The following is a 22,969-nucleotide window of genomic DNA, read 5'->3' as shown; positions in this document are numbered from 1 at the left end:
TATATTGATTGGGTTGATCAGGCTGGCATTATGCATTCAGTCGGCCGAACAAGCTGTTTATCAGCAGTGTATTAATAGAGCAGTAGATGCGATTGATGAATTTTCCGGTACACCCGGTACGTGGCAACTGAAACTACCCGACTTCCGGACGAGTTTAACAGAAAGCAGTAAATCTATCTTTTGTTAGAGCGATGAATACAGATGAAAGGAAGACAATGGTTGTGGGGGCAACGGAAAAACCGGGCCGCTACGCCAACTTAGCGGCTCATAGCCTGCTGAGGCATGGCCATACTATCGAGCTGATAGGCTTGAAAGCAGGGCAGATTGATGGGAATCCGATACAGACGGGGCAACCGGCCATCAGCAATGTTGACACGATAACCATGTACGTTGGGCCACGAAATCAGCCCCCGCTGTACGAGTATATCAAAAGCCTGAAGCCCCGTCGGGTAATATTTAATCCCGGTGCCGAAAATCCGGAATTTCAAGCGCAGTTACGGGCCGAGGGCATCGAGCCTATCGAAGCCTGTACCCTGGTTATGCTGTCAGTAGGCACGTATTAATGGTAGAGACACAAGGTATTGTGTCTCAGGGTGCGTCAGCTATCTGAAGATGTATCGCTCTTGGTTAGATACAATAGCTGACGCACATAAGACACAAAGTATTGTGTCTCTACGGGTTTACCACTTGATAAGGGCCGATGCCCAGGTGAAACCGCTGCCAAAAGCCGCCAGGCAAATTAAATCGCCGGGCTGAACGTGGCCTTTCTCAAACGCTTCGGTCAAGGCAATGGGGATGGAAGCCGCCGTGGTGTTGCCGTATTGCTGAATGTTGTTGAACACTTTCTCTTCCGGTAAGCCCATCTGCTGGCGCACATAGTCAGAAATGCGAATATTGGCCTGATGGGGAACCAGGAGTGCAATATCCGCTGCTTTGTAGTTATTGGCTTCCAGGCTCTCGTTAATCACCTCCATAAACCGGACAACGGCGTGTTTGAAAACGGTATTGCCGTTCATGGTTACGTTATACTGCTTATCGGCTAAGGTTGTTTCATTGATCCACTGCCCCTCGCGACTGCTACCCGGATCGCGTACGTACAACTCTTCCGCATAGCGACCGTCGGCGTGCAAATGGGTCGACAAAATACGGTGTTCAGGATCGGTAGTGGCCTGAACGACAGCGGCTCCGGCCCCATCGCCAAAAATAACGGCTACGCCCCGGCCCTCGTTACTTTTGTTCAGGTACGACGATTGAATCTCGGAACCCACCACCAGAACGGTTTTGTACATACCCGTTTTTATAAACTGATCGGCAATGGAGAGCGCGTATATAAAGCCGGAACACTGGTTACGAATGTCGATAACGCCGATACCCTCCAGACCCAGCTCACGCTGCATCAAAAATGCCGAACCGGGAAAATAATAATCCGGCGTTATGGTGGCGTAAACAATCAAGTCAACGGCTGATGCATCAAGGCCGGCCCGGTCCAGGGCCATGCGGGAGGCTGCCGTTGCCATGCTGGCATTGGTGTCCTTCCCGTACGTAAAATAGCGTCGTTGTTTGATGCCCGTCCGTTCCTGAATCCAGGCATCAGACGTGTCCATATACTGCGTCAGGTCATCGTTCGTAACGACATTGTCCGGAACGTAAAACCCTAATCCTTTTATAGTTGTGTAAACCGTGTTCATTTAATACGAATAAATCCCCCACAAAAATAGTACTTATTGTGGGGGATGTTCTCCTGATAAATTCCTTTGTACAACGAATGCCGGAAAAAGACAATCGCAGATCCGCTCTCAGGCGGGGTGCAGTTCAAAAGAATATTCTTCCATGATAAGGTTGGCCAATAGTTGTTTGCAGGCTTCATCAACGGTTTGACGGGCTTGCTCTTCGGTATCGGCTTCCACGTTGAGCCGGATGTGCTTGCCAATACGAACATTGTCGATAGTATCCATGTGGAGGTTATGAAGCCCCAATTTGACCGCTTTTCCCTGAGGGTCCAGAATTTCGGAACGGGTCATGATGTTGATTTCTGCGATGTATGTCATTTGCGAAAGAGTGAAACCGGGCCGCCGGTGCGGAGTAAAAGAGTGAAAGAATGAAAAGGGAGCCAGTCTGGATTTGGACGACTTTCTTTCACTCTTTCACACTCTCTCTCTTTGAAAATAGTGAAACAAGGATGTACAATAGGATAATGAGCGGGATGGCTGCAAACTGCAAAATTAACAGCAGTAAGACGGACGCAATCAAAAAACTGTATTTAACACGATTTTCGGCCCAGCCAAAGGATTTAAACTTGAGCGCAAAAAGCGGTAAGTCCATGACCATCATAAACGAGAACGCAATGATCATTCCCCAGGCAATGTCGTTTTGCCAGATAGCATTGTACTGCGGCTGATACCGTTCCATCAGCGGAAGGGCGGCAATCAGCATGGTGTTGGCAGGCGTGGGCAAGCCAATAAACTGGTCGCTTTGGCGGGTGTCGATGTTGAATCTGGCAAGTCGCAGGGCGGATAAAACCGCAATCAGGAAAGCCCCGTACGAGATGGGTCCTAACCCCTGAAACCAGCCGTATTGAAAAACGATGGTAGCGGGCAGTACCCCGAACGTAACGATATCGGCCAGTGAATCGAGTTCTTTGCCGAACGGTCCGGAAACGTTGACCAGGCGGGCCACAAAGCCATCACCAAAATCCAGTATTAAGGCCAGTCCAACCAGCCAGGCAGCCGTATCGAGATGCCCGCGCAGTGTCATTACGATGCCAATGCACCCGCACAACAGGTTGCCGCAGGTCATGACGTTGGGAAGATGCTTCAATTCTTAGTCGTGTATGATAAGTTATGAATGATGAATGATAAAGTTTAAATGATACGTGTCAGCGTTATTTATCATTCATCATTAGTTTAAAAACGGGTTTGTCTTTTTCTCTTTTCCAATAGTGGTTGGTTCCATGTGACCGGGATAAACAACGTAATCATCAGGAAGGGTAAAGAATTGGGTCCTTATGCTGTTCAGCAGGGCTTCGTGGCTACAAAAAGGGAAATCGGTTCGCCCAACGCTCCCATTGAACAGCACATCACCCCCAATAACGTAGCGGTCGGCATGATTGACAAACGCTACATGACCCGGCGCATGGCCCGGTACAAAGATGACATCCAGAACAGTATTGCCGAAGCGTATCGACTCACCTTCTTTCAGGGGTTCGTCAATTTCAGATGGTTCGTACCCGCGTAATCCGTACAGCGCGCAGCGCGTGGGCACATCGTCGTAAATAACATTATCCAACGGATGGAGGTATGCTTTAACCCCGAATGTTCGCTTCACGTAAGCTACACCAAACACATGATCGAGGTGAGCATGGGTGAGCAACAGGTACTTAACGCTGAGTTTATGGTCCGTAATGAATGTACTCAGCGTCACTTTCTCGGCCTGGTCATAACAGCCGGGATCGATAATGACCGCTTCACCCGTAGTGTCATCGGCAACAACGTACGTGTTTTCCTGAAAGGGCGAGAACGTGAACGATTGAATCATAGACACCAGGTGAGTTGGGTAGTCAGTTGTTTAGTTGGCCAGTCGGTGATTTGATCGGTTAGGGAGTATGTGACCAGCTGACTGACCAACTGACTTACAAAAGTAGAAATACCGTTGGTTTTTTGCGTAAATCGGGAACAGCCGATTTCCATTCCTTAACAGTCAGGGTGCGGACAAACGCATCGGGGGCGGTCACGTTGCAGGCCACGCACAGGCGGGTGTTTGCCTGGCAGTTGGCCAGGACATCGGCAAACAGCGCATCATTCCGGTAAGGCGTCTCCATGAAAATCTGCGTCTGTATACGTTGCTGCGCTTCTTTTTCGAGGTTTCGTATGGCGCGGGCGCGGTCCTGCCGTTCGATGGGCAGGTAGCCGTGAAAAACAAACGACTGCCCGCTCATGCCCGATGCCATCAGGGCCAATAAAATGGAGGATGGTCCCACCATCGGTTCTACCCGCCAGCCCAGCGAATGCGCCATGCTAACCACAACGGCACCGGGATCCGCCACGCCGGGGCAGCCCGCTTCGGACAGCACACCCGCATTTTTTCTTTGCTCCATAGTTGCCTGAATCTGACGGCGTGTATCGGCGGGGGGCGTATCTTTGTCGAGGTCGAAAAACGTGGTTTCGTCGATGATCCGGCTCGTTTTCAGGCCCGTGATAAACCGCCGGGCCGACCGTACATTTTCCACGAAATAGGTGTCCGTTTTTTCAATAACGTCCCGAATGGTGGGTGGTAAAACGAAATCCGCCGTATCGTCGGCCAGCAGGGTAGGGATGAGGTAAAGAGTAGGCATATTTTGTCATGCTGACGAAGGAAGCATCTTCGGGTGAGCAAATACTATTTCTTTTACCGAAGATGCTTCCTTCGTCAGCATGACAAAACTAACTGCTAATAAAGTTGAGGAGCACCTCCACAAACTCGGCGGGCTTCTCGGCCTGTATCCAGTGACCGGCACCCTGAATGGTCTCAATCCGGACATGGGAGAAAATTTGCCTGATGGCCGGTATGTCCTCATCCAGAATATAGGGCGACTCACTACCCCGGATAAATAACGTTGGCTCGGTCACGATTTGGGGATTGGTCAGTTCTCCGCCTACGCCATGCAGTTCGCGCTCGATAACGGGGAGGTTCAGTCGCCAGGCAAAGTTGCCTTCTTCGTTTCGGTACAGGTTCTTGAGTAAAAACTGCCGCACCGTCAGGGAGGGTTCGAAGGCGGTGAGAGCGGCATCGGCATCACCCCGACTTTTAATGGCTGCCAGGTCAATGGAGTTCAAACCCCGGACAAGCTCGGCATGATGGATCGGGTAAAACTTGGGGGCAATATCGACCACAACCAGTTTGGCAAACGTGCCCGGATAGGTCATTGCATACTGCATCACCGTTTTGCCACCCATCGAGTGACCAATTAATACTGGTTTTTCCAGGTTGTGTTCAATGAGGAATTCACGCAGGTCGGCGGCCATACTCTGGTAATCCTGGTCATCACCCCGGGGCGATTGTCCGTGATTCCGCTGATCAACTGCGAAGATGCGGTACCCCTGAGCCGCAATGGTTTTGCTGATGGTTAACCAATTGTCCGAAGAACCAAAAATGCCATGAAGAATGACAAGGACCGGACCGGTCTCCCCAATTTGACGAAAATATAATTTCATTTTTAAAGAGCGAAAGAGCAAAAAGGTGAAAATTCAGCGCAATCGCTCTTTATTTTACGTATACTACGTTATCCTGCTTTTTCACCAGTTCGCCAAACGATTGGAGGCTCAGCCCGTTTTCGGTAGCTACGCGTTCGAATTCTTCAGTGTCTCTCGACTCAACGGCAATGAGCAGGCCGCCCGAGGTTTGCGGATCGGCGAGTATATATTTCTGTCGTTCTTCCAGTTCACTGATTTTGTGGCCGTAACTGTCCCAGTTGCGGACGGTGCCGCCCGGAAAACTTTTCTGAGCCAGATACTCATCCACCATGGGTAGTTTGGGTACCGCATCAAATTCAACGATAGCACTGAGTCCCGACCCTTCGGCCATTTCAACCAGGTGGCCTAGCAAACCAAAACCCGTTACATCGGTCAGGGCTCTCACGTAAGGCAACCTGCCCAGGGTAGCCCCAAACCTGTTGAGTTGCGCCATCTGAGCGGGTGCCGTGTTGGCATGTTCGGGTTTGAGGATGCCTTTCTTCTGAGCGGTTGTCAGGATACCCACACCCAGTGGTTTGGTCAGGTATAGTTTACAACCCTCGGTTGCGGTGTTGTTCTGTTTGAGGTGGTCGATGCGTACTTTGCCCGTCACGGCCAGGCCAAAAATGGGTTCTACTGTGTCGATACTGTGCCCACCCGCCACGGGAATGCCAGCTTCCCGACAAATAGAACGTGCCCCTTCCATCACCTGTCCGGCTACGTGGGGGGGTAATTTATCTACCGGCCAGCCCAGAATAGCTATCGCCATAATGGGTTCTCCCCCCATTGCGTACACGTCACTGATGGCGTTGGCGGAGGCAATACGGCCAAAGTCGAAGGCATCATCCACGATGGGCATGAAAAAATCGGTGGTACTGATAATGGCTTCCCCATTGCCCAGGTCCAGAACGGCGGCATCATCGCGGGAGTCGTTGCCGACCAGTAGACTCGGATAGGCAGGCTGAGAACCGGTGGCGTTGCTGTGCAGAATCTGATCCAGTATTTTCGGCGAAATCTTGCAGCCACAGCCCGCGCCATGACTGTATTGAGTGAGTTTATAGGAAACGGATTCAGTTGCTGTCATAACAGGATAAAACTAAGAGCGAAAAAGGTAAATGGATGGTCATTCCCTCGTATAAGTACACTTGAAAATAATTAATGATTCTCTAACGGGCGGAAGTTATCTACGTGATACTGTGTTGCTAATAATTTGATAATACAGATTGGCAGGAAGTAGACCGCCTTAAATAAAACTATTCTAAGGTAAAGTTTCAATAAACTGTGTATAGTAGTACTTTCTTGAGATAATCTCTTTTACGTCATCAAAAAAAAAGAGCATCTTTGCACCTGAATGGATAAGCTGACTACTTAAGCTTACCCCTTCAAACTACTAACAAAACAAACACTTCTATGTCTAAAAAACTACTGCAATTTCGGGTAGCCCTGGTGCTGGTCGGCGGTATGATTCTGGCTTTGCTCAGTGGGAGCGGAGCTATGGCTCAGGTAACCTCGTCTGCCATCAATGGGTTTGTAACCGACAAAAAAGGGGATGGTCTGCCCGGTGCTACCGTAGTCGCCGTTCATACCCCATCAGGTACTCGGTACGGTGCTGTAACCAATACGGCGGGTATTTACAACATGCCTAATGTTCGGGTTGGTGGACCCTACACAATTACCGTATCGTACGTTGGTTTCAAGGAGAGGATTCAGGAGAACGTCTTTGCTGCTTTGGGAACAACGGCCAACAACAACTTCAAACTTGATGAAGAAGGTACGAACCTGAGCGAAGTAGTCATATCAGGAAACCGGAGCGAACTGATTAGTTCAGACCGTACGGGCGCAGCCTCTTCGTTCAATCGGGAAGCTGTCAATACCATTCCAACTATCAGCCGTACCCTGACTGACATTACGAAGTATAACCCTTACGGGAATGGCCAGTCGTTTGCTGGTCAGGATGCTCGTTTCAACAATTTCACTATTGATGGAGCAACATTCAATAATGGCTTTGGTCTGGGTAACTCGGCACTGGCCGGTGGCCGGACGGGTACAACAGCTGTTTCGATTGATGCTATCGACCAGATTCAGGTAAACGTAGCACCGTTCGATATTCGGCAATCGGGCTTTACGGGTGCTGGCATCAACGCCGTAACCCGGTCTGGTACCAATGATTTCTCGGGCTCAGTCTATCACCTCTTCCGTAATACAAGCATGGTCGGAAACACGGCAGCGGGTACGTCGATTGGTACGGTTAACGTAGATGAGAAAACGTACGGTTTTCGCTTGGGTGGTCCAATTATCAAAAACAAACTGTTCTTTTTCATCAATGCCGAACAATTTGATAGTAGCAACCCGGCCTTGACTTACGTAGCCAATCGGGGAGAAACAAGCGGTAACATTTCCCGCGTTCTGGCTTCTGATCTGACCGATCTGAGCAGCTTCATGCAAACCAACTTCGGGTTTGATTTGGGTGCTATCGATAACTACAACAATGAAGTGAAGAGTACTAAGGGGCTGATTCGTCTTGATTATAACATCAATGAAAGTAACAAGCTCTCGGTTCGGTATTCGCACCACAATTCATCGTCGGGGCAAGTGATAAGCAACAGTAACAGTAGTAATACGGCGGGTAATGGCAACCGAATCTTTCAAAACCTCTCTCTTTCGGCGCAGAACACCGGCTACATCATTGCGGATAATACCCGCTCGATAGCCGTTGAATTGACGTCTAACTTCAGCAACAAGTTTTCGAACAACTTGGTAGGTACGTATAACAAACAGATTGAAGACCGCACGTACCGGACGAAAGTGTTCCCAACCATCGATATTCTGAAAGATGGTAGTACGTACACGTCTGTTGGTTTTGACCCGTTCACGCCCAATAACAAGCTGAACTATTCAACTTTCAACATTACGGATAACCTTAGCTATTTTGCTGGTAAGCATACGCTCACGGCCGGTGTAGTATTCGAGCATTATACGTCAAACAACGTCTTCTTCCCGTCATCGAACGGCGTGTATGTGTATAATTCGATTGCTGATTTCAAGCAGGCTGCTTTAGCCTCTATCACTAATCCAACAGCTACTTCGTCGCCCGTTGTTCTGAATAAGTACAATCTTCGTTACTCATTATTGCCCGGTGGGGCTGAACCACTCCAGCAGTTGAAGCGGAACCTGTACAGTGCTTATGTGCAGGACGAATATCTGGCTAGTCCAAACTTAAAACTGACGCTTGGCTTACGGGGTGATATCTTCGATTATGACAACAGTACGGCTGTTGCCTTCAACAACCCCGTTGTTGCTGGCTTAACGTTCAATGATGAAAACGGAGCGCCTTATAAAATCACTACCGGTGCATTCCCTAAACCAAAGTTGTTATTATCACCGCGTTTTGGTTTTAACTATGATGTAAAAGGGGATAAGACAACCCAAATTCGCGGTGGTACGGGTATTTTCGTATCCCGTATTCCTGAGGTGTTGGTTTCTAACCAGTTGGGCAATAACGGGGTCAACACCATCCTGACTACCGTGAACAGCACAACGGCTATTCCGTTCAGAACCGATCCGAGCCTTTTACCGGCTGCTGTTCGTCTTGATCCGACGACGGTTAATATCAATACCCTACCTCCCTACACGATCAATGCCTCAGATCCTAACTTGAAATACCCACAAATCTGGAAAACGGACGTTGCTGTCGATCAGCGGTTACCTTTTGGCCTTGTTGGGACCGTCGAGTTTATCTATAACAAAAACCTTCAGGCCCTGCGTTATATCGACGCCAACCTGAAAGCGCCGACCCGGACGCTGAGTGGCCCCGATACCCGCTCGTTGTTCCCCGCTTTTGGGGTTGCCAGTACGGGTGGGAATACACCTACCAATCCACAAAACGTTGCCCGTTATATTAATCCACAGATTGCTAACGCCTTCGTATTGAAAAACACGACGAAGGGAGAATCGTACATAGTTACGTTCAAACTGGAGAAGCCCGTTGCCCGGAATTTTGGTGGTGTAATTTCCTATACCTACGGACAGGCTCGTGACCTTGCTTTTGTAGGCAGCACGGTACAGGCTAACGTGCCGACGGCTTATGGTCAAAATTACCTGACCACCTCGTACGCTGACAATGACCTGCGGCACCGGATTAACGGGTATGTAAATTACCGGCTGAACTACGGTGGTAAGTTTGGTGGCTCAACGGCCTTCACGCTGGGTGGTACGTATGCTAGTGGCAGTAAAATATCGTACACGTATAACCAAGACGTGAACGCTGATGGTCAGAACAATAATGACCTGATTTATGTACCAAGAAATGCATCTGAACTAACGTTTAGCCCGCTTACTGTCGGTACAGGTACCAGCGCAGTAATTTATTCGCCGGAACAGCAGCAGGCTGCTTTTGATGCCTTTATCAATGGCAATGATTACCTGAGTACCCGCCGTGGTCAGTATGCTGAGCGGAACGGTGGTGCTTTCCCCTGGCTGGCCCGTTTCGATTTTACAGCTATTCAGGAATTCTACGTGGCCGTTGGTGCTAAGGGTAAGCGGAATACAATCCAGTTTCGGGTTGACATCCTGAACGTGGGTAACCTGCTCAACAACGCGTGGGGTGTAGGTAATCTGGCTACTACGTTTAACCCACTGGTTTTGGCCAGTACCAGCACTGCAGGTGTGCCAAGCTACCGGTTGGCTACACAGAACATCGGCGGTCAGAACGTACTGCTCAAAGACTCATTTGTGAAAAGTGCCTCGCTTAACAATAACGACGTATATCAGGCGCAGATTGGCCTACGCTACATCTTCAATTAAAAGAAGAGTTAGTTTAACAACTAAAAACGGCCCCGGTCTTTATGACAGGGGCCGTTTTTAGTATCCAAGGTACCTTTATTTTAGAATAGATGTATCGGCGGTCTTCTTCATTTTTAGCATGACAACACCCGCCTGATACCCCTGCACGATCATCCGGCCAATATCGTCGGAGTCGAACTTCATCAGGTTGAGAGAAAGGGGTTCCGTAGGTCGGATAATGGTCAGTTTGAGGTCGCGTCCATGCAACTGTTCCCGCTCGGCAAACCGTTCGGCCCAGGCAATGTCATTGTTGACCAACTGATTGACGGTGATATCTTTAACCCGGTCCATCAGGTTCAGTAGGTTGCGGTAGTTGAACTTCTCGTTGTATATTTTTTTGGCGTGGCAGGCTACGCAGGCAATATCCGTTGCGCCATCTTCAATGGCTACCCGCAGCGGGGCCACTTCGCGGAGGCCCCCGTCCAGAAACGCCTGCCGGTGATCCCCCCCAATTTGCATGGCTGGCATCAGGAAGGGAATGGAACTGCTGGCGTACACGAAATCCAGAAAATTTGGATCGTTCAGGTCAGCATAGTACATATCGCCCTCAATAATATCAACGGCACCTACCTTTAGGGTTAGCGGTCCGGCTCTGAGGGCGTCAACATCAACGTTTTTTCTAATTAAGTTATGAATGGGTGAATTATCCAATAACCCATCAAAACGACTCATCAGGGTATTATAACCCATGCGGAACCGCGACCGGATAACGGCTACATCATCGGGCCTGGTGATATTCCGAATCCAGAACTCAATTAGATATTTGCCAACCTTTATCCAGTCAATCTGGCCATTAGCGGCATACTGACGGGCCGCTTCATTAGCCAGAAATGTGGCATTGAGACTGCCTACGGAGATGCCGTACAGGTGATCGGGAACGAATCCCGACTCAAAAAGGGCCATAGCGGCTCCCGCCTGAAAGGCTCCTTTGAGCGAACCACCCCCCAGCACGAGCGCACAGCCAGACGATTGGGGTTTAGACGCAATGCTGGCCGTTTTCGGAACGGGAGGTATTGGATTGTCGATCATACAGGGAAATGGCAAAAGGTGTACGCTGGCTGAGTAGCTGGTAAATTGAGGCTTTTCGTGGAATAAACAAAACGAATTGACAGCAGGGGGGGTTATCAGAAAGGGTAAGTGCCACTATGAATAGCTTTTCGGTGTCTGCTGTTTCCTTGCTAATATTGCCAAAAAATAGCTGGCAGGCTGAATGATACAGGCGTAGGTCTTGAAAGTTGTAGAGTAATCATTGGGGGGGCGCATCGGTATTGCCCTTGCCAGCTTCTCACTACTCCTGACTTTTACGACGTATGGCTCCTGCCACTTATGACTTGTACGACTACTTATCATACCCTCTCCAATGCCCCTCACCGTCGCTGATATACAGGCCCCTATTGCTGCCGAAATGGAATTATTCGAGCAGAAGTTTCGGGGACAGATGAAAAGCGATGTGATGCTGCTCGATCAGATCATGAAGTACATCGTGAAGCGGAAGGGGAAGCAGCTTCGGCCAATGTTCGTTTTTTTGATGGCGGGCGTATGCGGAACGATTACTGAAGCGACGTACCGGGGAGCATCACTGATTGAGTTACTGCACACCGCCACACTGGTTCACGATGACGTGGTGGATGAGTCAAATTACCGGCGCGGGTTTTTCTCCATCAATGCGCTCTGGAAAAATAAAGTTGCCGTACTGGTAGGCGATTATCTATTGTCCAGGGGATTACTGCTTTCTGTAGAAAATGGGGACTACGAACTGCTTAAAATTGTTTCGCGGGCGGTTCGGGAGATCAGTGAGGGCGAATTACTCCAGCTCTATAAAGCCCGGCGATTGGACATTACCGAGGATATATACTACGAAATAATCCGCCAGAAGACGGCATCCCTCATTGCCGCCTGCTGCGCGGTGGGAGCCCGCTCAGTGGATGTTGGAGCAGAGCTGGTTGAGCAGGCGCGGGTATTTGGGGAGAAAGTTGGCATCGCTTTCCAGATTAAAGACGACCTGTTTGACTACGGTACGGCCGAAATCGGGAAACCGCTGGGTATCGACATTAAAGAGAAAAAAATGACGCTCCCGCTCATTTATGCGCTCAACAACGCTGGTTTTCTGGAAAAAAGACGGATCATCAATATCGTCAAAAACGAAAGTGAAAAACCTAAAAAGGTAGACGAGGTCATCACCTTTGTGAAGCAATCGGGCGGTATCGAATACGCCACGGCAGCCATGAATAGCTACGTTGCCGAAGCGCAGACGCTGCTCAACTCATTTCCCGAATCCCCCTATCGTCAGTCCCTATACCAATTGGTGCAGTATACGATTGACCGGAGCAAGTAAATGAATGATGAACAGTTTTTTGTAAATCATTCATCATTCACCTACTTGCTCCGGCGACCCGGACTTCATTCCTTTCGTTTTCTCTTTAAACAGCCGGTGGAAGTCGGGGCTTTCCGTATGCATCCACTTATCCCAGAAGGTGAAATAAAGTCCGTAGTTAAACCGGAACTGCGTGTGATGCAGGCTGTGGTGGGTAGCACCGATAAGCCATCGCCCCAGCCAGTGATTATTGAAATTGGCGGGATATATTTCGGTATTAAGGTGGTTAATGGCACTCGTAACCGTCATGATGAACAAAATGATGCCCACAGCCGATAGGTGCAAGGGTATCACAAAAGTCAGTAGCGGGATAATAATAGCCTGTAACGTACTTTCCGTCGGGTGGAACGAGAAGGCAGTCCAGGGGGAAGTAGTCAGGCTATCGTGGTGCGTTTTGTGTACCAGCTTATACACACCGGGCCGGTGCATCCAGCGGTGAAGCCAGTAATAGTAGGTTTCATGGATAAACAGGACCAGTAAAATGCTGAACGGATACCACACCAAGGGATAGGCGTCAAAATCGGTGTAAATCAGGCTGTAGCCAGCATTATAGGCCTGAATCATAGCCAACGCCATACCGGTAAAAATGAGCGATGTCAGCACAGACCAGCCTATCTCACGCCAGTCCTGACCCGGCTTACGGGGGCGCGTATGCACCGCACGATGGGTGAATTGCTGTTTCATCGACACGTTGAACAACCACCAGAATCCCAGCGAAAACAGGACATACCGACCAAAAATGGCGGAGAAAAATAGTAAGCCTGTCAGCCACAAAGAATCCGAATCAAAAATCTGAGTCATACTGTCTATATTGATTGACTACCCTAAAACCAGTTTGTAAGCAGAAAAACTGACAAAGCTAATACGTCTTACGCTGGTTTTCGACGTTCAGTTCACCGTACCTGTGCGCCAGGGCTTCTCCCTTTGTCAAACGTCAGTGGGCATACTTCACATACATACCATCTGATGAAATCGATTGTCCAGAAATTTGTTTTGTACATTTGTCAAAGCATGACTAAATCATTTACAAACGGCTATATGCGCCTGATCTCCCCGGCTCTTTTTCTGGTTTTACTGACCCTGACCACCTTTGCCCAATCCCGTAAAATAGCCACTACCACGGCAAAGAATGCGACTGCAACGCAGGTGAACCCACCAATGGGTAAGCCAAAACTGGTAGTAGGCATCGTCATCGACCAAATGCGGTACGACTATCTCTATCGGTACTATACTAAGTTTGGAACGGCCGCTACGACGGGGAGCGGATTCCGGCGATTGATGGATGAGGGATTCAATGCCCGAAATAATCACTACCATTACGCAGCTACTTACACCGGTCCTGGTCATGCGGCCATCTACACGGGGTCGGCCCCCGCCATCAACGGTATCGTGGGTAATGACTTTTACGAACGAAATCTGGGCCGGTTAATGTACTGTGCCGAGGATACTTCGGTAAGTACGGTGGGAAACACCGGTACCGCCGGTAAAATGTCGCCCCGCAATTTGCAGGTGACTACCATCGGCGATCAACTTAAACTGGCCACCGACGGGCGGGCCAAAGTAATTGGTATTGCCCTGAAAGACCGGGGGGCTATCCTGCCTGCCGGTCATGCGGCCAATGCCGCTTACTGGTTCGACTCGAAAGACGGCAACTTTATCAGCAGCACATTTTATCAGAATGAGCTGCCAAAATGGGTGCAGGATTTTAACGCCCGGAAGCTGGGAGATCAGTTTCTGGGTCAGAAATGGGAGCCTGTACTGCCCCTGAATCAATATACCGAAAGTACTACGGATGATCAGGCGTATGAAAACATGATGCCCGGCGAAGCTAAACCCGTTTTTCCGCATGAGTTTGCGGTTCAGGCGGGTGGCAGCAAATACGAAGTGCTGCGCACCAGCCCCTACGGCGACCAGATTACGAAAGAGTTTGCCCTGGCTGCCATGAAAGGGGAGCAATTGGGTCAGCGCGACGTAACGGATATGCTGTGCGTCAGTTTTTCGTCGCCCGATTACGTTGGTCACGCCTTTGGGACACATGCCATAGAAACGGAAGATCAGTACATCCGGCTCGACCGGCAACTGGCCGATTTGTTTGCGCAACTGGATGCCAGTATGGGTAAGGGACAATGGCTGGCGTTTTTGTCGGCCGATCATGGTGTAGTGGATGCGCCGGGTTTTTTGCAACAGTACCGCATTCCGGCGGGCGTTAAAGGGTATGGCGAAATTGGCGAAACGGTGAAAGCATCGCTCGAAAAAGCCTACGGACCCGGCAAATGGATGCTGTCCTACATCAATCAGCAAGTGTACCTGAACCACGCCCTGCTGGCCGAAAAGAAGATCGCGCTACCGGACGTGTACGCGCTGCTGCGAACGGATCTGCTCCGGCAGAAAGCCGTTGTCAATGTTATTAATCTGCACAATCTGGGGGCAGAGGCCCTGCCACAGTTGCAGGAAAACCTACTGCGAAATGTGTATTACCCAAACCGAAGCGGTGATTTTTACATCCTTCAGTCCCCCGGCTGGATTGAGGGGCGTGCCAGGGGAACAACCCACGGGAGTACCTATGCCTACGATACCCACGTTCCTTTTCTGCTCTACGGCTGGGGTATAAAACCGGGGCAAACGCTGCGCCGAACCCATATTCATGACATTGCCCCCACCATAACAGCCCTGCTCGGACTGCTCGAACCCAGCGGCTGCATTGGTAACCCGGTCGAGGAAGCAATTAAATAATGATGACCGGGCTGGCGTTCCAATGATGAATGATTTTACAAAAAAACTATGCATCATTTATAATTCATTATTTAAAACTCACTTCTTTGAACCCGAAGAGCCGCACCTGTCCCTGGCTGGCAATGGCTAACTGGCCAGTATCATCTACGCCTACGATAGTTCCCGGAAATGAATGGCCATCGGCTTCGAAAGTATGCTCCTGGTGGTATCGGTAAAGTACGTCCAGATAATCTTTTTTCAATGCATCCCGTTGTCCCGCACGCAGGTGTAGATAGCGCTGTTCCAGCGTTTCGCACAGGCGGTTGAGCAGGCCCGGCAGGTTGTATCCGTTGGGTAGGGGAGCCTGCAATTGCAGCGATGTAGCGGTTGGAAACGTAAAATCGGTCTGATTCACGTTCAGGCCAATTCCGGCTACCGACCAGGCAATGCCGTACCCGTGCAGGGTGTTTTCAATCAGAATGCCGCCAAGTTTTTGATTGCCCACGTACACATCATTAGGCCATTTAATGCGAAGTTGTTCCCCCAGTAGTGGCTGGAATGCATCGTAGACACCCATAGAAATGGCCATGTTGAGCCAAAACTGCTCGCTGGCAGTCAGGAAACTAGGTTTCAGGATGAGCGAGAAGGTCAAGTTCTGCCCCGATTTAGCCTCCCATTGATTCCCCCGTTGCCCCCGACCGACAGTTTGGTTATCCGTTATGACAAGCAGCCCTTCGGCCGGGTCCTTTTGAGCAATCAAAGCAGACGCTTCGTCGTTAGTAGACTGACAGCTTGGCAGGTATTGGATTATTTGGCCAAGAAAAAGGGTTTTGGGATAGATTTTGTACAAAATATTGTATAGTTTAGTATAGGGCTAGTAAATGGTGCTCAGGGCTTTTGGCCCTCAGGCAAAGTACCCGCTGATTAGCGTGGCAATGTTAAATCGAAAGTATGAGAATCAAGAATAATAAAGAGTTTACCGCCGAGCAAATGCGTGATTTCGTTGTTCGGGGCATGCAGGAAAAAAAAGCGCAGGACATCGTAGTAATGAACCTGCGCAACGTCAAAAATGCCATCTGTGATTACTTCGTTCTGTGTTCAGGCACATCCGATACGCAGATTGATGCCATTTCAACATCCATTGAAGAAGAAGTCTACAAAGCCAGTCAACAGGACCCCTGGCATAAAGAGGGTAAGCTCAATCGGGAATGGATTCTGCTCGACTATGTTGATGTAGTCGTTCACGTGTTCAAGAAAGATCGTCGGGAGTTTTATGATCTTGAACAACTTTGGGGCGATGCCGAGATTTATTCCGTTGCTGATAACGATTTGATTGAAGCGTCCTGAGTGAAAAAGGATTTAGCACGGTCCCGCAAATCACCAATAAAAAGTGCCCGCTACGGGCCGTTTATTGGCTAAGAAGACCGCTTATCCCAACCGTTTGCAGGAAGAAACATTCATCTGCAAAACGGTGTTACTTTTTTGAAATCCGTTTGTATAACCTAAAAGATGGCAGAAAATAATAATAGGAATCCATTAGTACCCCGTGGTGGGCCACGTAAGCCCAACTTTCAGGGTTGGATTGTTGCTTTACTCATTGCCGCTATCCTTGGCATCACATTCTTCAACAAAAGTTCAGCCGTTCGCGAAACATCGCAAAAACGGTTTGAAGCCATGGTGAAAGATCGTGAGGTGGCTCAGGTATCGGTGGTAAACGATAAAATTGCTGAAGTGACACTCACGCAGCAAGCCGCGCAAAGTCCGAAATACAAGGCCATGTTTACAGACAAACCTTATTTCGGCTCAAATCAGGGTCCCCATTTTCAATTTCAAATTGCCTCCAGCGAAACGTTCAAGAAAGACCTGGAAGCGATGCAGGAGGGTATACCGGCCAGCGAAAAAGTTGATTATAAATTTGAGCAGCGCAGCGACTTTGGCAGTATCATCAGCACATGGGGATTTTTAATCGTCATGATTCTGGCCATGTATTTTTTACTGGGCCGGATGTCGGGCGCGGGTGGTCCGGGTGGTCAGATTTTTAACATCGGGAAATCCAAAGCGGCTCTGTTCGACGCGGATAGCAAGGTGAAGATAACGTTTAATGATGTGGCCGGGCTTGATGAAGCGAAAGAAGAAATCAAGGAGATTGTCGATTACCTGAAGAATCCGACCAAGTTCACGAAGCTGGGTGCCAAGATTCCCAAAGGTGCGTTGTTGATAGGCCCTCCGGGTACCGGTAAAACCTTGCTGGCGAAAGCTGTAGCGGGCGAAGCGGGTGTTCCCTTCTTTTCGCTGTCGGGTTCCGACTTTGTCGAAATGTTTGTGGGTGTTGGTGCTGCCCGGGTGCGTGACTTGTTTAAACAAGCCAAAGAGAAAGCTCCCTGCATTATTTTCATTGACGAAATTGATGCGGTAGGCCGTTCGCGGGGGCGGGGTTCAATGCCCGGTGCCAACGATGAGCGCGAGAACACACTGAACTCACTGTTGGTAGAAATGGACGGTTTTGCTACCGATTCGGGTATTATTATCCTGGCTGCTACCAACCGCCCCGACGTGCTTGACTCAGCGTTATCGCGTCCCGGTCGTTTTGATCGTCAGATTAGCATCGACAAGCCAGATATTATTGGTCGGGAAGCAATTTTCCGGGTTCACCTGAAGCCTATCAAACTGTCGGCCGACGTTGATCCCAGGGAACTGGCCGCTCAAACGCCGGGCTTTGCCGGTGCCGAGATTGCCAACGTCTGCAATGAAGCTGCGCTGATTGCCGCCCGTAGTGACAAGGAATCCGTTGATATGGTCGACTTTCAGTATGCTATGGATCGGGTAATTGGTGGCCTTGAGAAGAAGAATAAAATCATTTCGCCGGAAGAGAAAGAGATTGTGGCCTACCACGAAGCGGGTCATGCCGTAGCGGGGTGGTTCCTTGAGTTTGCCGACCCACTGGTGAAAGTGTCAATTGTACCGCGTGGTGTAGCCGCTCTTGGCTATGCGCAATACCTGCCCCGTGAGCAGTACCTGTATCGCACGGAGCAGCTGATGGATGAGATGTGTATGGCACTGGGTGGCCGGGCGTCCGAGGACATTATCTTCGGTAAGGTTTCGACAGGTGCTTTGAGTGATCTGGAGCGTATCACTAAGCTGGCTTACAGCATGGTAACTATGTACGGCATGAACGATAAAATAGGTAATATATCGTTCTATGACTCAAAACAGTCAGAATACGCCTTCAACAAGCCCTATTCGGAAGAGACGGCCAAACACATTGACGATGAAGTTCGTAAGATTGTTAGTCTGGCCTACGATCGGACGAAAGCACTCTTGACCGAACACAAGGATGCGCTGGAAATTCTGGCGAAAGAATTGCTGTCCAAAGAAATTCTGTATCAGAATGACCTTGTTCGGCTGATTGGTAAGCGTCCGTTTGAGCGCGAAACCGTCTACGAAGCTTACAAGAATAAGGGCATTGCCGAAGAAGTTAAAGAGCAAATTGGTAAGGAAGCAAAACCAGAAGCCATTGAGCCGCAAACGCTGCCCATCTGACGGTTATAAGTAAACGAAAAAGGGGATTCCTACATGGGAATCCCTTTTTTGTTTGTATCACAGACTTCAGTCTGTAGGAATACATAATACAGTGCTTACTGTTTTTACTTTTTTCCCAGCTCAATCACCTGCATGTCCAGAATCTTTCCGGCATCCAACGAAAAACGGATGGCTGTTCGCAGGAGGTGAAATCCCGTTTTCCCAGCTGCACCGGGGTTAACGAAAAGCAGGTTATTCAGGGTTGAGTCGCGCACTACTTTTAGAATGTGCGAATGACCGCAAATAAACAGGTCAGGCGGGTTTTCCTGTAAGACAGGCCTGACTACCGGATTGTATTTTGGTGGTGAACCACCAATATGAGTCATCCAGATGGTTAGCCCTTCGAGCACGAAACGCTGGTTAAGTGGTAATTCCGCCGATTCCCGATCAATATTCCCCGATACAATACGTAACGGACGAAATGCCCGTAACTGATCCGCAACCGCCAGCGCACCCACATCGCCCGCATGCCAGATCTCGTCGCAGGCCGCAAAATGGGTGAAAATCTGGGGGTCCAGGTAGCTGTGGGTATCGGATAGAAGGCCAATACGAGTCATAATTACGATGCTAAAATGGCTTCCTTCATCTCACTGCGGATTCGCTTTTTGTCAATCTTGCCGACGCTGGTTTTCGGAATTTCCTGAACGATCAGAATATGGTCGGGAACGTACCATTTATGGAGTTCTCCCCGCGCTACTCTGGCCTGCAATCCCTCTTTTATGCCTGCTGCCGTTAATTGGAAGCCTGGCTTCTGCACAACGAGCGCGTGGGGTCGTTCGCCCCACCGGTCGTCGGGAAGGCCAATAACGGCAGATTCTGCCACGCCTTCTACCTGCGAAAGAGCATCTTCCATATCCAGCGAGGATACCCACTCGCCCCCGGTTTTTATCACATCTTTAGTACGGTCGGCCACCACAATCCAGTGATCCGGAGTAATACTGGCCACATCACCGGTATGGAGCCAGCCGCCCTTCCAAAGTTCGGCTCCCCGCTCGGAGTCGTTGAAATACCCCTGCGTCGACCAGGGCGTACGCACCACTATTTCGCCCAGCGCATGGCCATCGTGGGGCAGAAAATTGCCGCTATCGTCCATCAGCCGTGCATCCACGAAGGGAGCAACCCGCCCCGCCCGGACCCGAAGGTCTATCTGCTGGTCGGGGGGTAACTGACGTTCGGCATCATTCAGGTAAACGACAGATAGGATAGGGGCCGTTTCGGACATACCGTAGCCCGATGATACATTAATGCCCAGGTCCGTCGCCATTTTGGCCAGTCCTTTCGTCAGCGCCGAGCCACCAATCAATACGCTCCATTTGCTCAGCGTATCCCGGAATTTCTGCGCGGCCGGATTACTGACCAGCATATTCAGGATGGTAGGTACGCAGTGGGACAGCGTTACCTTTTCCGTAACCAGTAGCTTCAGCAACATGTCCGGCTCGTATTTGCCCGGATATACCTGTTTGGCCGCCAGCAGTGTGGCCAGGAATGGGAAGCCCCAGGCATGCACATGGAACATGGGGGTGATGGGCATATACACATCCGTCCGGGAACGGAAGGGCAGGGCCTCATAGCCAATCAGGTACGTTAGCAAACACATTGTGTGCATGAATAACTGGCGGTGGGAGAAATAAACACCCTTCGGATTGCCCGTTGTGCCCGTTGTATAGAACGTAGTAGCCCAGGTATTTTCGTCGAAGTCCGGGAATTCGTATTCCGGACTTTCTGCTTTTAACAGGGCTTCGTACTCGCCCGAAAAATAGTCCGGAACGTCAGAAAGTGCTGTTACTGCGTTTTCTCCGTACACTTTGTCACTCAGAATAACGTACGTATCAACGGTGGAGATCTGGGTTTTTACAGCGGTCAGAATGGGCAGGAAATCTTCATGTATCAGGATAACCTTATCCTGAGCGTGGTTGATGGTGTACAGAATCTGAGCGGGCGACAGGCGTACGTTGATGGTGTGTAGAATAGCACCAATGCCGGTAATGGCAAAATAGCTTTCGAGGTAGCGGTGGCTATCCCAGTCCATAACGGCTATAGTATCACCCGGTTGTACGCCCAGGCTGGTGAGTGTATTGGCCAACTGCCGAACGCGCTGATTGAACTGGCTATAGTTCATGCGAAACAGGTCGCGGTAAACGATTTCCCGAGTGGGTTCGTACTTGAGCGACTCGGCCAGAATATTCTTTATGAGTAGGGGGGGCTCACTGGCTTCCGCCGTGCGTGGGATTAGTTTTGTCTGAATCATTCGAATCAACGGGTTTCGTAAATGAATGCGTTGACCGAAGATATGGTTGAACGATGTAAAGAAAAAATAGTACTGCCCGTAGCTGAGCTATTTGCCGGGCAATTGAACCTTCTCACTAATTTTATGTGGCTCTATCAGGTTGTATTTGGTGTACTGACCCCTTAATTGCTGGACAGAATTTCCTATTTGTTAGTTGTAACATTTTCTGCTTTTCAGGTCTCGCATATCAACTCCGCTTTCCAACAGAAAGCGATACGGACTCCGGTAGTGGAGCCCCGAATGAATCCGCTCCAAGTTATAAAAATCTCGGAAACGATTCAGCCTCTCAATGGCTTTGGCCAGACTCTCCAACTCATATCGCTTACAAACGGCTCGTTCCATTTCGGAAATTATGTCCAGATAAGTAGGAGCTTGAGAGGATAGTACAACGCGACAAGAGTTCTACGATAGTCAGTATTCCCAACAGCCCGTAAAACTCCCCACTGTGTATAGCGTGGCCGAAGTAAAAGTTATTATTTCCAAGGCCGGATAATTCTTTTAATGATACCACATTAGTAGTTCACTATAGAGTTTTACAAATGCCCAATGGATTCTAATAATATCAGTTCGGAGCGGGAAGATATTCTTAAGCACTAATTTCAAGCTTATATCCTTTGCCGCGTATGACAACAATCTTGATGTTCGGATCAAATTCCAGTTTTTTTCTAAGTTTAGAAATGAACATATCCAGACTTCGGCCTACTATAACCCCTTCATCTTCCCATATCTCTTTTTGTAGCCGGCTTCGCTCTATAGCCTCGTTAGGAGACAACGCGAAAATGCGAAGTAAACGAGTTTCAGTTCTGGTCAAGTCTTTGGTCTTTCCATTTATCATGAGCTTACGGGTCTCTGCGTCGAACGACATTGACCCTAAAGTGAATATACCAGTAGGCTGACTGTCAGCTAAGGCCCTCCGCGGCTTAACAGATCTTAAAAAAATAAATCCAACAAATGCTAAAACTGTCAGGCTGCCCAGAATATATCCATTCTGTGCTGTAATTATTCCTGTCGGTTTGAATTTAATATTAATCATGTAACACGCCGTAGGTTGCCTTCTTCCTATACAGGCTACAATATCATCTTTCTTATTTTTTGATACGGCATATCCATAGGCTACACTGGCATCGGCACAGTTCAATACGTTAACAACATAATCACTTGCGAGCGGGTCTTCGGCTAACAAACGCTGAGTAGTATTCACGAGGGATTCGGGTTGAAAAGTAAAGGCATTCTCAAAACTGATCTGGTATTCATTTTCGGCGATCTTTTTTATTGGAAGTACCCGTGATATACTGTCGCCCGACTGAATGAGTATTTCATGTCCGATCCGGCGAAGCAAAATTTCCCTTCTGGCAAACTAAACGACTATGGACTGGAAGTCCATAGGTTTAAAAACGAATGGAATTCGTTTGTTTCGGCTGAAGCCGACTGAAGGTATACCACTTTAAGTGACCTACTCCAGAATGAAATTCTCATCCCCATTAGGATGATCCTTGTGATGATCTAAATACGATTGCAGCAACTCGTCGGTGATACTACCCACACTCCAAGCACCGTAACCAACACCCCAGAAGTGACCGCCCCAATACCGACGCTTCAGTTCAGGAAACTCGTGCAAAAGCAACTTCGCACTGCGGCCTTTTAGCCGCCGGACTAAATCGCTCAAACTTAACGAGGGCGAATACGATACGTGCAGATGAATATGATCTTTACTCACAACGCCTTTCAGAATCTGCACGTCCAGCACATTGCAGGTCTGCCGCAATAAGTCCCGACAACGCAACTGTACATCACCTGTCAGCACATGGTAGCGATACTTAGTACTCCACACCAAATGGACTTGTAAATTATAAACCGAATGACTACCAGACCGTTGCTGCTTCATCAAGCAAAATTACCAAAATTGAGTAGCAACTAAAGTCTTGCCCTAAAGGGCATAGCTTGAACTAGCGTACGTGAAAAGTCAAA

20 protein-coding genes are annotated in these 22,969 nt (G+C 49.2%); 6 read left to right on the top strand and 14 right to left on the bottom strand.

Going from position 1 to position 22,969, the window contains the following annotated elements; translation table 11 throughout:
* Nucleotides 1-191: 191 nt before the first annotated feature.
* Nucleotides 192-563 carry a CoA-binding protein gene (locus B156_RS0108990; protein WP_026260710.1) on the top strand — a complete coding sequence of 124 codons (372 nt, stop codon included), beginning with the start codon at nucleotides 192-194 and terminating at the stop codon, nucleotides 561-563.
* Nucleotides 564-680: 117 nt separating this feature from the next.
* Here the strand turns inward: B156_RS0108990 and B156_RS0108985 are convergent, their stop codons facing one another.
* The 7 genes from B156_RS0108985 to selD form a co-directional block, all read right to left on the bottom strand.
* Nucleotides 681-1,688, bottom strand: a complete 1,008-nt coding sequence (locus tag B156_RS0108985; RefSeq protein ID WP_018619353.1) for a 3-oxoacyl-ACP synthase III family protein — start codon at nucleotides 1,686-1,688, stop codon at nucleotides 681-683.
* 108 nt (nucleotides 1,689-1,796) lie between these two features.
* Complete coding sequence (purS, locus tag B156_RS0108980; protein ID WP_026260709.1) at nucleotides 1,797-2,048, bottom strand: phosphoribosylformylglycinamidine synthase subunit PurS; 252 nt, start codon at nucleotides 2,046-2,048, stop codon at nucleotides 1,797-1,799.
* An 88-nt stretch (nucleotides 2,049-2,136) separates the two neighbouring features.
* On the bottom strand, nucleotides 2,137-2,796 hold the full coding sequence (gene pssA / locus B156_RS0108975) for a CDP-diacylglycerol--serine O-phosphatidyltransferase (protein ID WP_018619351.1): 660 nt from the start codon (nucleotides 2,794-2,796) through the stop codon (nucleotides 2,137-2,139).
* 102 nt (nucleotides 2,797-2,898) lie between these two features.
* Complete coding sequence (locus B156_RS0108970; protein WP_018619350.1) at nucleotides 2,899-3,534, bottom strand: MBL fold metallo-hydrolase; 636 nt, start codon at nucleotides 3,532-3,534, stop codon at nucleotides 2,899-2,901.
* A 94-nt stretch (nucleotides 3,535-3,628) separates the two neighbouring features.
* Nucleotides 3,629-4,330, bottom strand: coding sequence for an SAM-dependent methyltransferase (locus B156_RS0108965; RefSeq protein WP_018619349.1), 702 nt, complete (start codon nucleotides 4,328-4,330; stop codon nucleotides 3,629-3,631).
* Between the two features lie 88 nt (nucleotides 4,331-4,418).
* Nucleotides 4,419-5,189, bottom strand: a complete 771-nt coding sequence (locus B156_RS0108960; RefSeq protein ID WP_026260708.1) for an alpha/beta fold hydrolase — start codon at nucleotides 5,187-5,189, stop codon at nucleotides 4,419-4,421.
* Between the two features lie 49 nt (nucleotides 5,190-5,238).
* Complete coding sequence (gene selD, locus B156_RS0108955; RefSeq protein WP_018619347.1) at nucleotides 5,239-6,291, bottom strand: selenide, water dikinase SelD; 1,053 nt, start codon at nucleotides 6,289-6,291, stop codon at nucleotides 5,239-5,241.
* A gap of 326 nt (nucleotides 6,292-6,617) precedes the next feature.
* On the opposite strand from selD, the gene B156_RS0108950 reads away from it, so the two are divergent.
* Complete coding sequence (locus B156_RS0108950; RefSeq protein ID WP_018619346.1) at nucleotides 6,618-10,010, top strand: TonB-dependent receptor; 3,393 nt, start codon at nucleotides 6,618-6,620, stop codon at nucleotides 10,008-10,010.
* A gap of 75 nt (nucleotides 10,011-10,085) precedes the next feature.
* Here B156_RS0108950 and B156_RS0108945 read toward each other — a convergent pair whose 3' ends face one another.
* On the bottom strand, nucleotides 10,086-11,078 hold the full coding sequence (locus B156_RS0108945; protein ID WP_018619345.1) for a patatin-like phospholipase family protein: 993 nt from the start codon (nucleotides 11,076-11,078) through the stop codon (nucleotides 10,086-10,088).
* A gap of 331 nt (nucleotides 11,079-11,409) precedes the next feature.
* On the opposite strand from B156_RS0108945, the gene B156_RS0108940 reads away from it, so the two are divergent.
* A complete protein-coding gene (locus B156_RS0108940; protein WP_018619344.1) occupies nucleotides 11,410-12,384 on the top strand; it encodes a polyprenyl synthetase family protein in 975 nt (324 codons plus the stop codon).
* Between the two features lie 33 nt (nucleotides 12,385-12,417).
* Here B156_RS0108940 and B156_RS0108935 read toward each other — a convergent pair whose 3' ends face one another.
* Nucleotides 12,418-13,224 (bottom strand): sterol desaturase family protein, encoded by an 807-nt coding sequence (locus tag B156_RS0108935; RefSeq protein WP_018619343.1) that lies wholly within the window; start codon nucleotides 13,222-13,224, stop codon nucleotides 12,418-12,420.
* A 237-nt stretch (nucleotides 13,225-13,461) separates the two neighbouring features.
* Here B156_RS0108935 and pafA point away from each other — a divergent pair, with 237 nt between their 5' ends.
* A complete protein-coding gene (gene pafA / locus B156_RS0108930; RefSeq protein ID WP_026260707.1) occupies nucleotides 13,462-15,156 on the top strand; it encodes an alkaline phosphatase PafA in 1,695 nt (564 codons plus the stop codon).
* A 67-nt stretch (nucleotides 15,157-15,223) separates the two neighbouring features.
* On the opposite strand, the gene B156_RS0108925 is transcribed toward pafA, so the two are convergent.
* On the bottom strand, nucleotides 15,224-15,985 hold the full coding sequence (locus B156_RS0108925; RefSeq protein WP_018619341.1) for a biotin--[acetyl-CoA-carboxylase] ligase: 762 nt from the start codon (nucleotides 15,983-15,985) through the stop codon (nucleotides 15,224-15,226).
* 101 nt (nucleotides 15,986-16,086) lie between these two features.
* On the opposite strand from B156_RS0108925, the gene rsfS reads away from it, so the two are divergent.
* Together rsfS and ftsH are read left to right on the top strand one after the other, a co-directional pair.
* Nucleotides 16,087-16,482, top strand: coding sequence for a ribosome silencing factor (gene rsfS / locus B156_RS0108920; RefSeq protein ID WP_018619340.1), 396 nt, complete (start codon nucleotides 16,087-16,089; stop codon nucleotides 16,480-16,482).
* A gap of 162 nt (nucleotides 16,483-16,644) precedes the next feature.
* Nucleotides 16,645-18,675 carry an ATP-dependent zinc metalloprotease FtsH gene (gene ftsH / locus B156_RS0108915; protein WP_018619339.1) on the top strand — a complete coding sequence of 677 codons (2,031 nt, stop codon included), beginning with the start codon at nucleotides 16,645-16,647 and terminating at the stop codon, nucleotides 18,673-18,675.
* A 104-nt stretch (nucleotides 18,676-18,779) separates the two neighbouring features.
* Here the strand turns inward: ftsH and B156_RS0108910 are convergent, their stop codons facing one another.
* From B156_RS0108910 to tnpA, 4 genes are all read right to left on the bottom strand, one after another.
* A complete protein-coding gene (locus B156_RS0108910; protein WP_018619338.1) occupies nucleotides 18,780-19,271 on the bottom strand; it encodes a metallophosphoesterase family protein in 492 nt (163 codons plus the stop codon).
* 2 nt (nucleotides 19,272-19,273) lie between these two features.
* Entirely contained in the window at nucleotides 19,274-20,962 is a 1,689-nt protein-coding gene (locus B156_RS0108905) for a long-chain-fatty-acid--CoA ligase (RefSeq protein WP_018619337.1), read from the bottom strand.
* Nucleotides 20,963-21,587: 625 nt separating this feature from the next.
* The gene (locus tag B156_RS28945; protein WP_245563707.1) at nucleotides 21,588-22,202 is read right to left on the bottom strand and encodes a winged helix-turn-helix domain-containing protein; all 615 of its coding nucleotides are present in this window, start codon (nucleotides 22,200-22,202) and stop codon (nucleotides 21,588-21,590) included.
* Nucleotides 22,203-22,454: 252 nt separating this feature from the next.
* Nucleotides 22,455-22,886, bottom strand: a complete 432-nt coding sequence (tnpA, locus tag B156_RS0108890) for an IS200/IS605 family transposase (RefSeq protein WP_018619334.1) — start codon at nucleotides 22,884-22,886, stop codon at nucleotides 22,455-22,457.
* Nucleotides 22,887-22,969 lie beyond the last annotated feature (83 nt).

It is taken from the genome of Spirosoma luteum DSM 19990 (assembly GCF_000374065.1).
Taxonomy (GTDB): Bacteria; Bacteroidota; Bacteroidia; order Cytophagales; family Spirosomataceae; genus Spirosoma; species Spirosoma luteum.
The sequence above is the reverse complement of the archived record's forward strand: the minus strand, read 5'-3'. Positions and strand labels throughout refer to the sequence as shown.

Excerpts from the sequence above, each read along its gene's own strand:
- rsfS (WP_018619340.1), top strand. The coding sequence starts at position 16,087 with ATGAGAATCAAGAATAATAAAGAGTTTACCGCCGAGCAAATGCGTGAT.
- B156_RS0108945 (WP_018619345.1), bottom strand. The coding sequence starts at position 11,078 with ATGATCGACAATCCAATACCTCCCGTTCCGAAAACGGCCAGCATTGCG.
- pafA (WP_026260707.1), top strand. The coding sequence starts at position 13,462 with ATGCGCCTGATCTCCCCGGCTCTTTTTCTGGTTTTACTGACCCTGACC.
- pssA (WP_018619351.1), bottom strand. The coding sequence starts at position 2,796 with ATGACCTGCGGCAACCTGTTGTGCGGGTGCATTGGCATCGTAATGACA.
- B156_RS0108950 (WP_018619346.1), top strand. The coding sequence starts at position 6,618 with ATGTCTAAAAAACTACTGCAATTTCGGGTAGCCCTGGTGCTGGTCGGC.
- B156_RS0108985 (WP_018619353.1), bottom strand. The coding sequence starts at position 1,688 with ATGAACACGGTTTACACAACTATAAAAGGATTAGGGTTTTACGTTCCG.
- selD (WP_018619347.1), bottom strand. The coding sequence starts at position 6,291 with ATGACAGCAACTGAATCCGTTTCCTATAAACTCACTCAATACAGTCAT.
- B156_RS0108960 (WP_026260708.1), bottom strand. The coding sequence starts at position 5,189 with ATGAAATTATATTTTCGTCAAATTGGGGAGACCGGTCCGGTCCTTGTC.
- B156_RS0108990 (WP_026260710.1), top strand. The coding sequence starts at position 192 with ATGAATACAGATGAAAGGAAGACAATGGTTGTGGGGGCAACGGAAAAA.
- B156_RS0108970 (WP_018619350.1), bottom strand. The coding sequence starts at position 3,534 with ATGATTCAATCGTTCACGTTCTCGCCCTTTCAGGAAAACACGTACGTT.
- B156_RS0108905 (WP_018619337.1), bottom strand. The coding sequence starts at position 20,962 with ATGATTCAGACAAAACTAATCCCACGCACGGCGGAAGCCAGTGAGCCC.
- B156_RS0108940 (WP_018619344.1), top strand. The coding sequence starts at position 11,410 with ATGCCCCTCACCGTCGCTGATATACAGGCCCCTATTGCTGCCGAAATG.
- B156_RS0108935 (WP_018619343.1), bottom strand. The coding sequence starts at position 13,224 with ATGACTCAGATTTTTGATTCGGATTCTTTGTGGCTGACAGGCTTACTA.
- purS (WP_026260709.1), bottom strand. The coding sequence starts at position 2,048 with ATGACATACATCGCAGAAATCAACATCATGACCCGTTCCGAAATTCTG.
- ftsH (WP_018619339.1), top strand. The coding sequence starts at position 16,645 with ATGGCAGAAAATAATAATAGGAATCCATTAGTACCCCGTGGTGGGCCA.
- tnpA (WP_018619334.1), bottom strand. The coding sequence starts at position 22,886 with ATGAAGCAGCAACGGTCTGGTAGTCATTCGGTTTATAATTTACAAGTC.
- B156_RS0108965 (WP_018619349.1), bottom strand. The coding sequence starts at position 4,330 with ATGCCTACTCTTTACCTCATCCCTACCCTGCTGGCCGACGATACGGCG.
- B156_RS0108910 (WP_018619338.1), bottom strand. The coding sequence starts at position 19,271 with ATGACTCGTATTGGCCTTCTATCCGATACCCACAGCTACCTGGACCCC.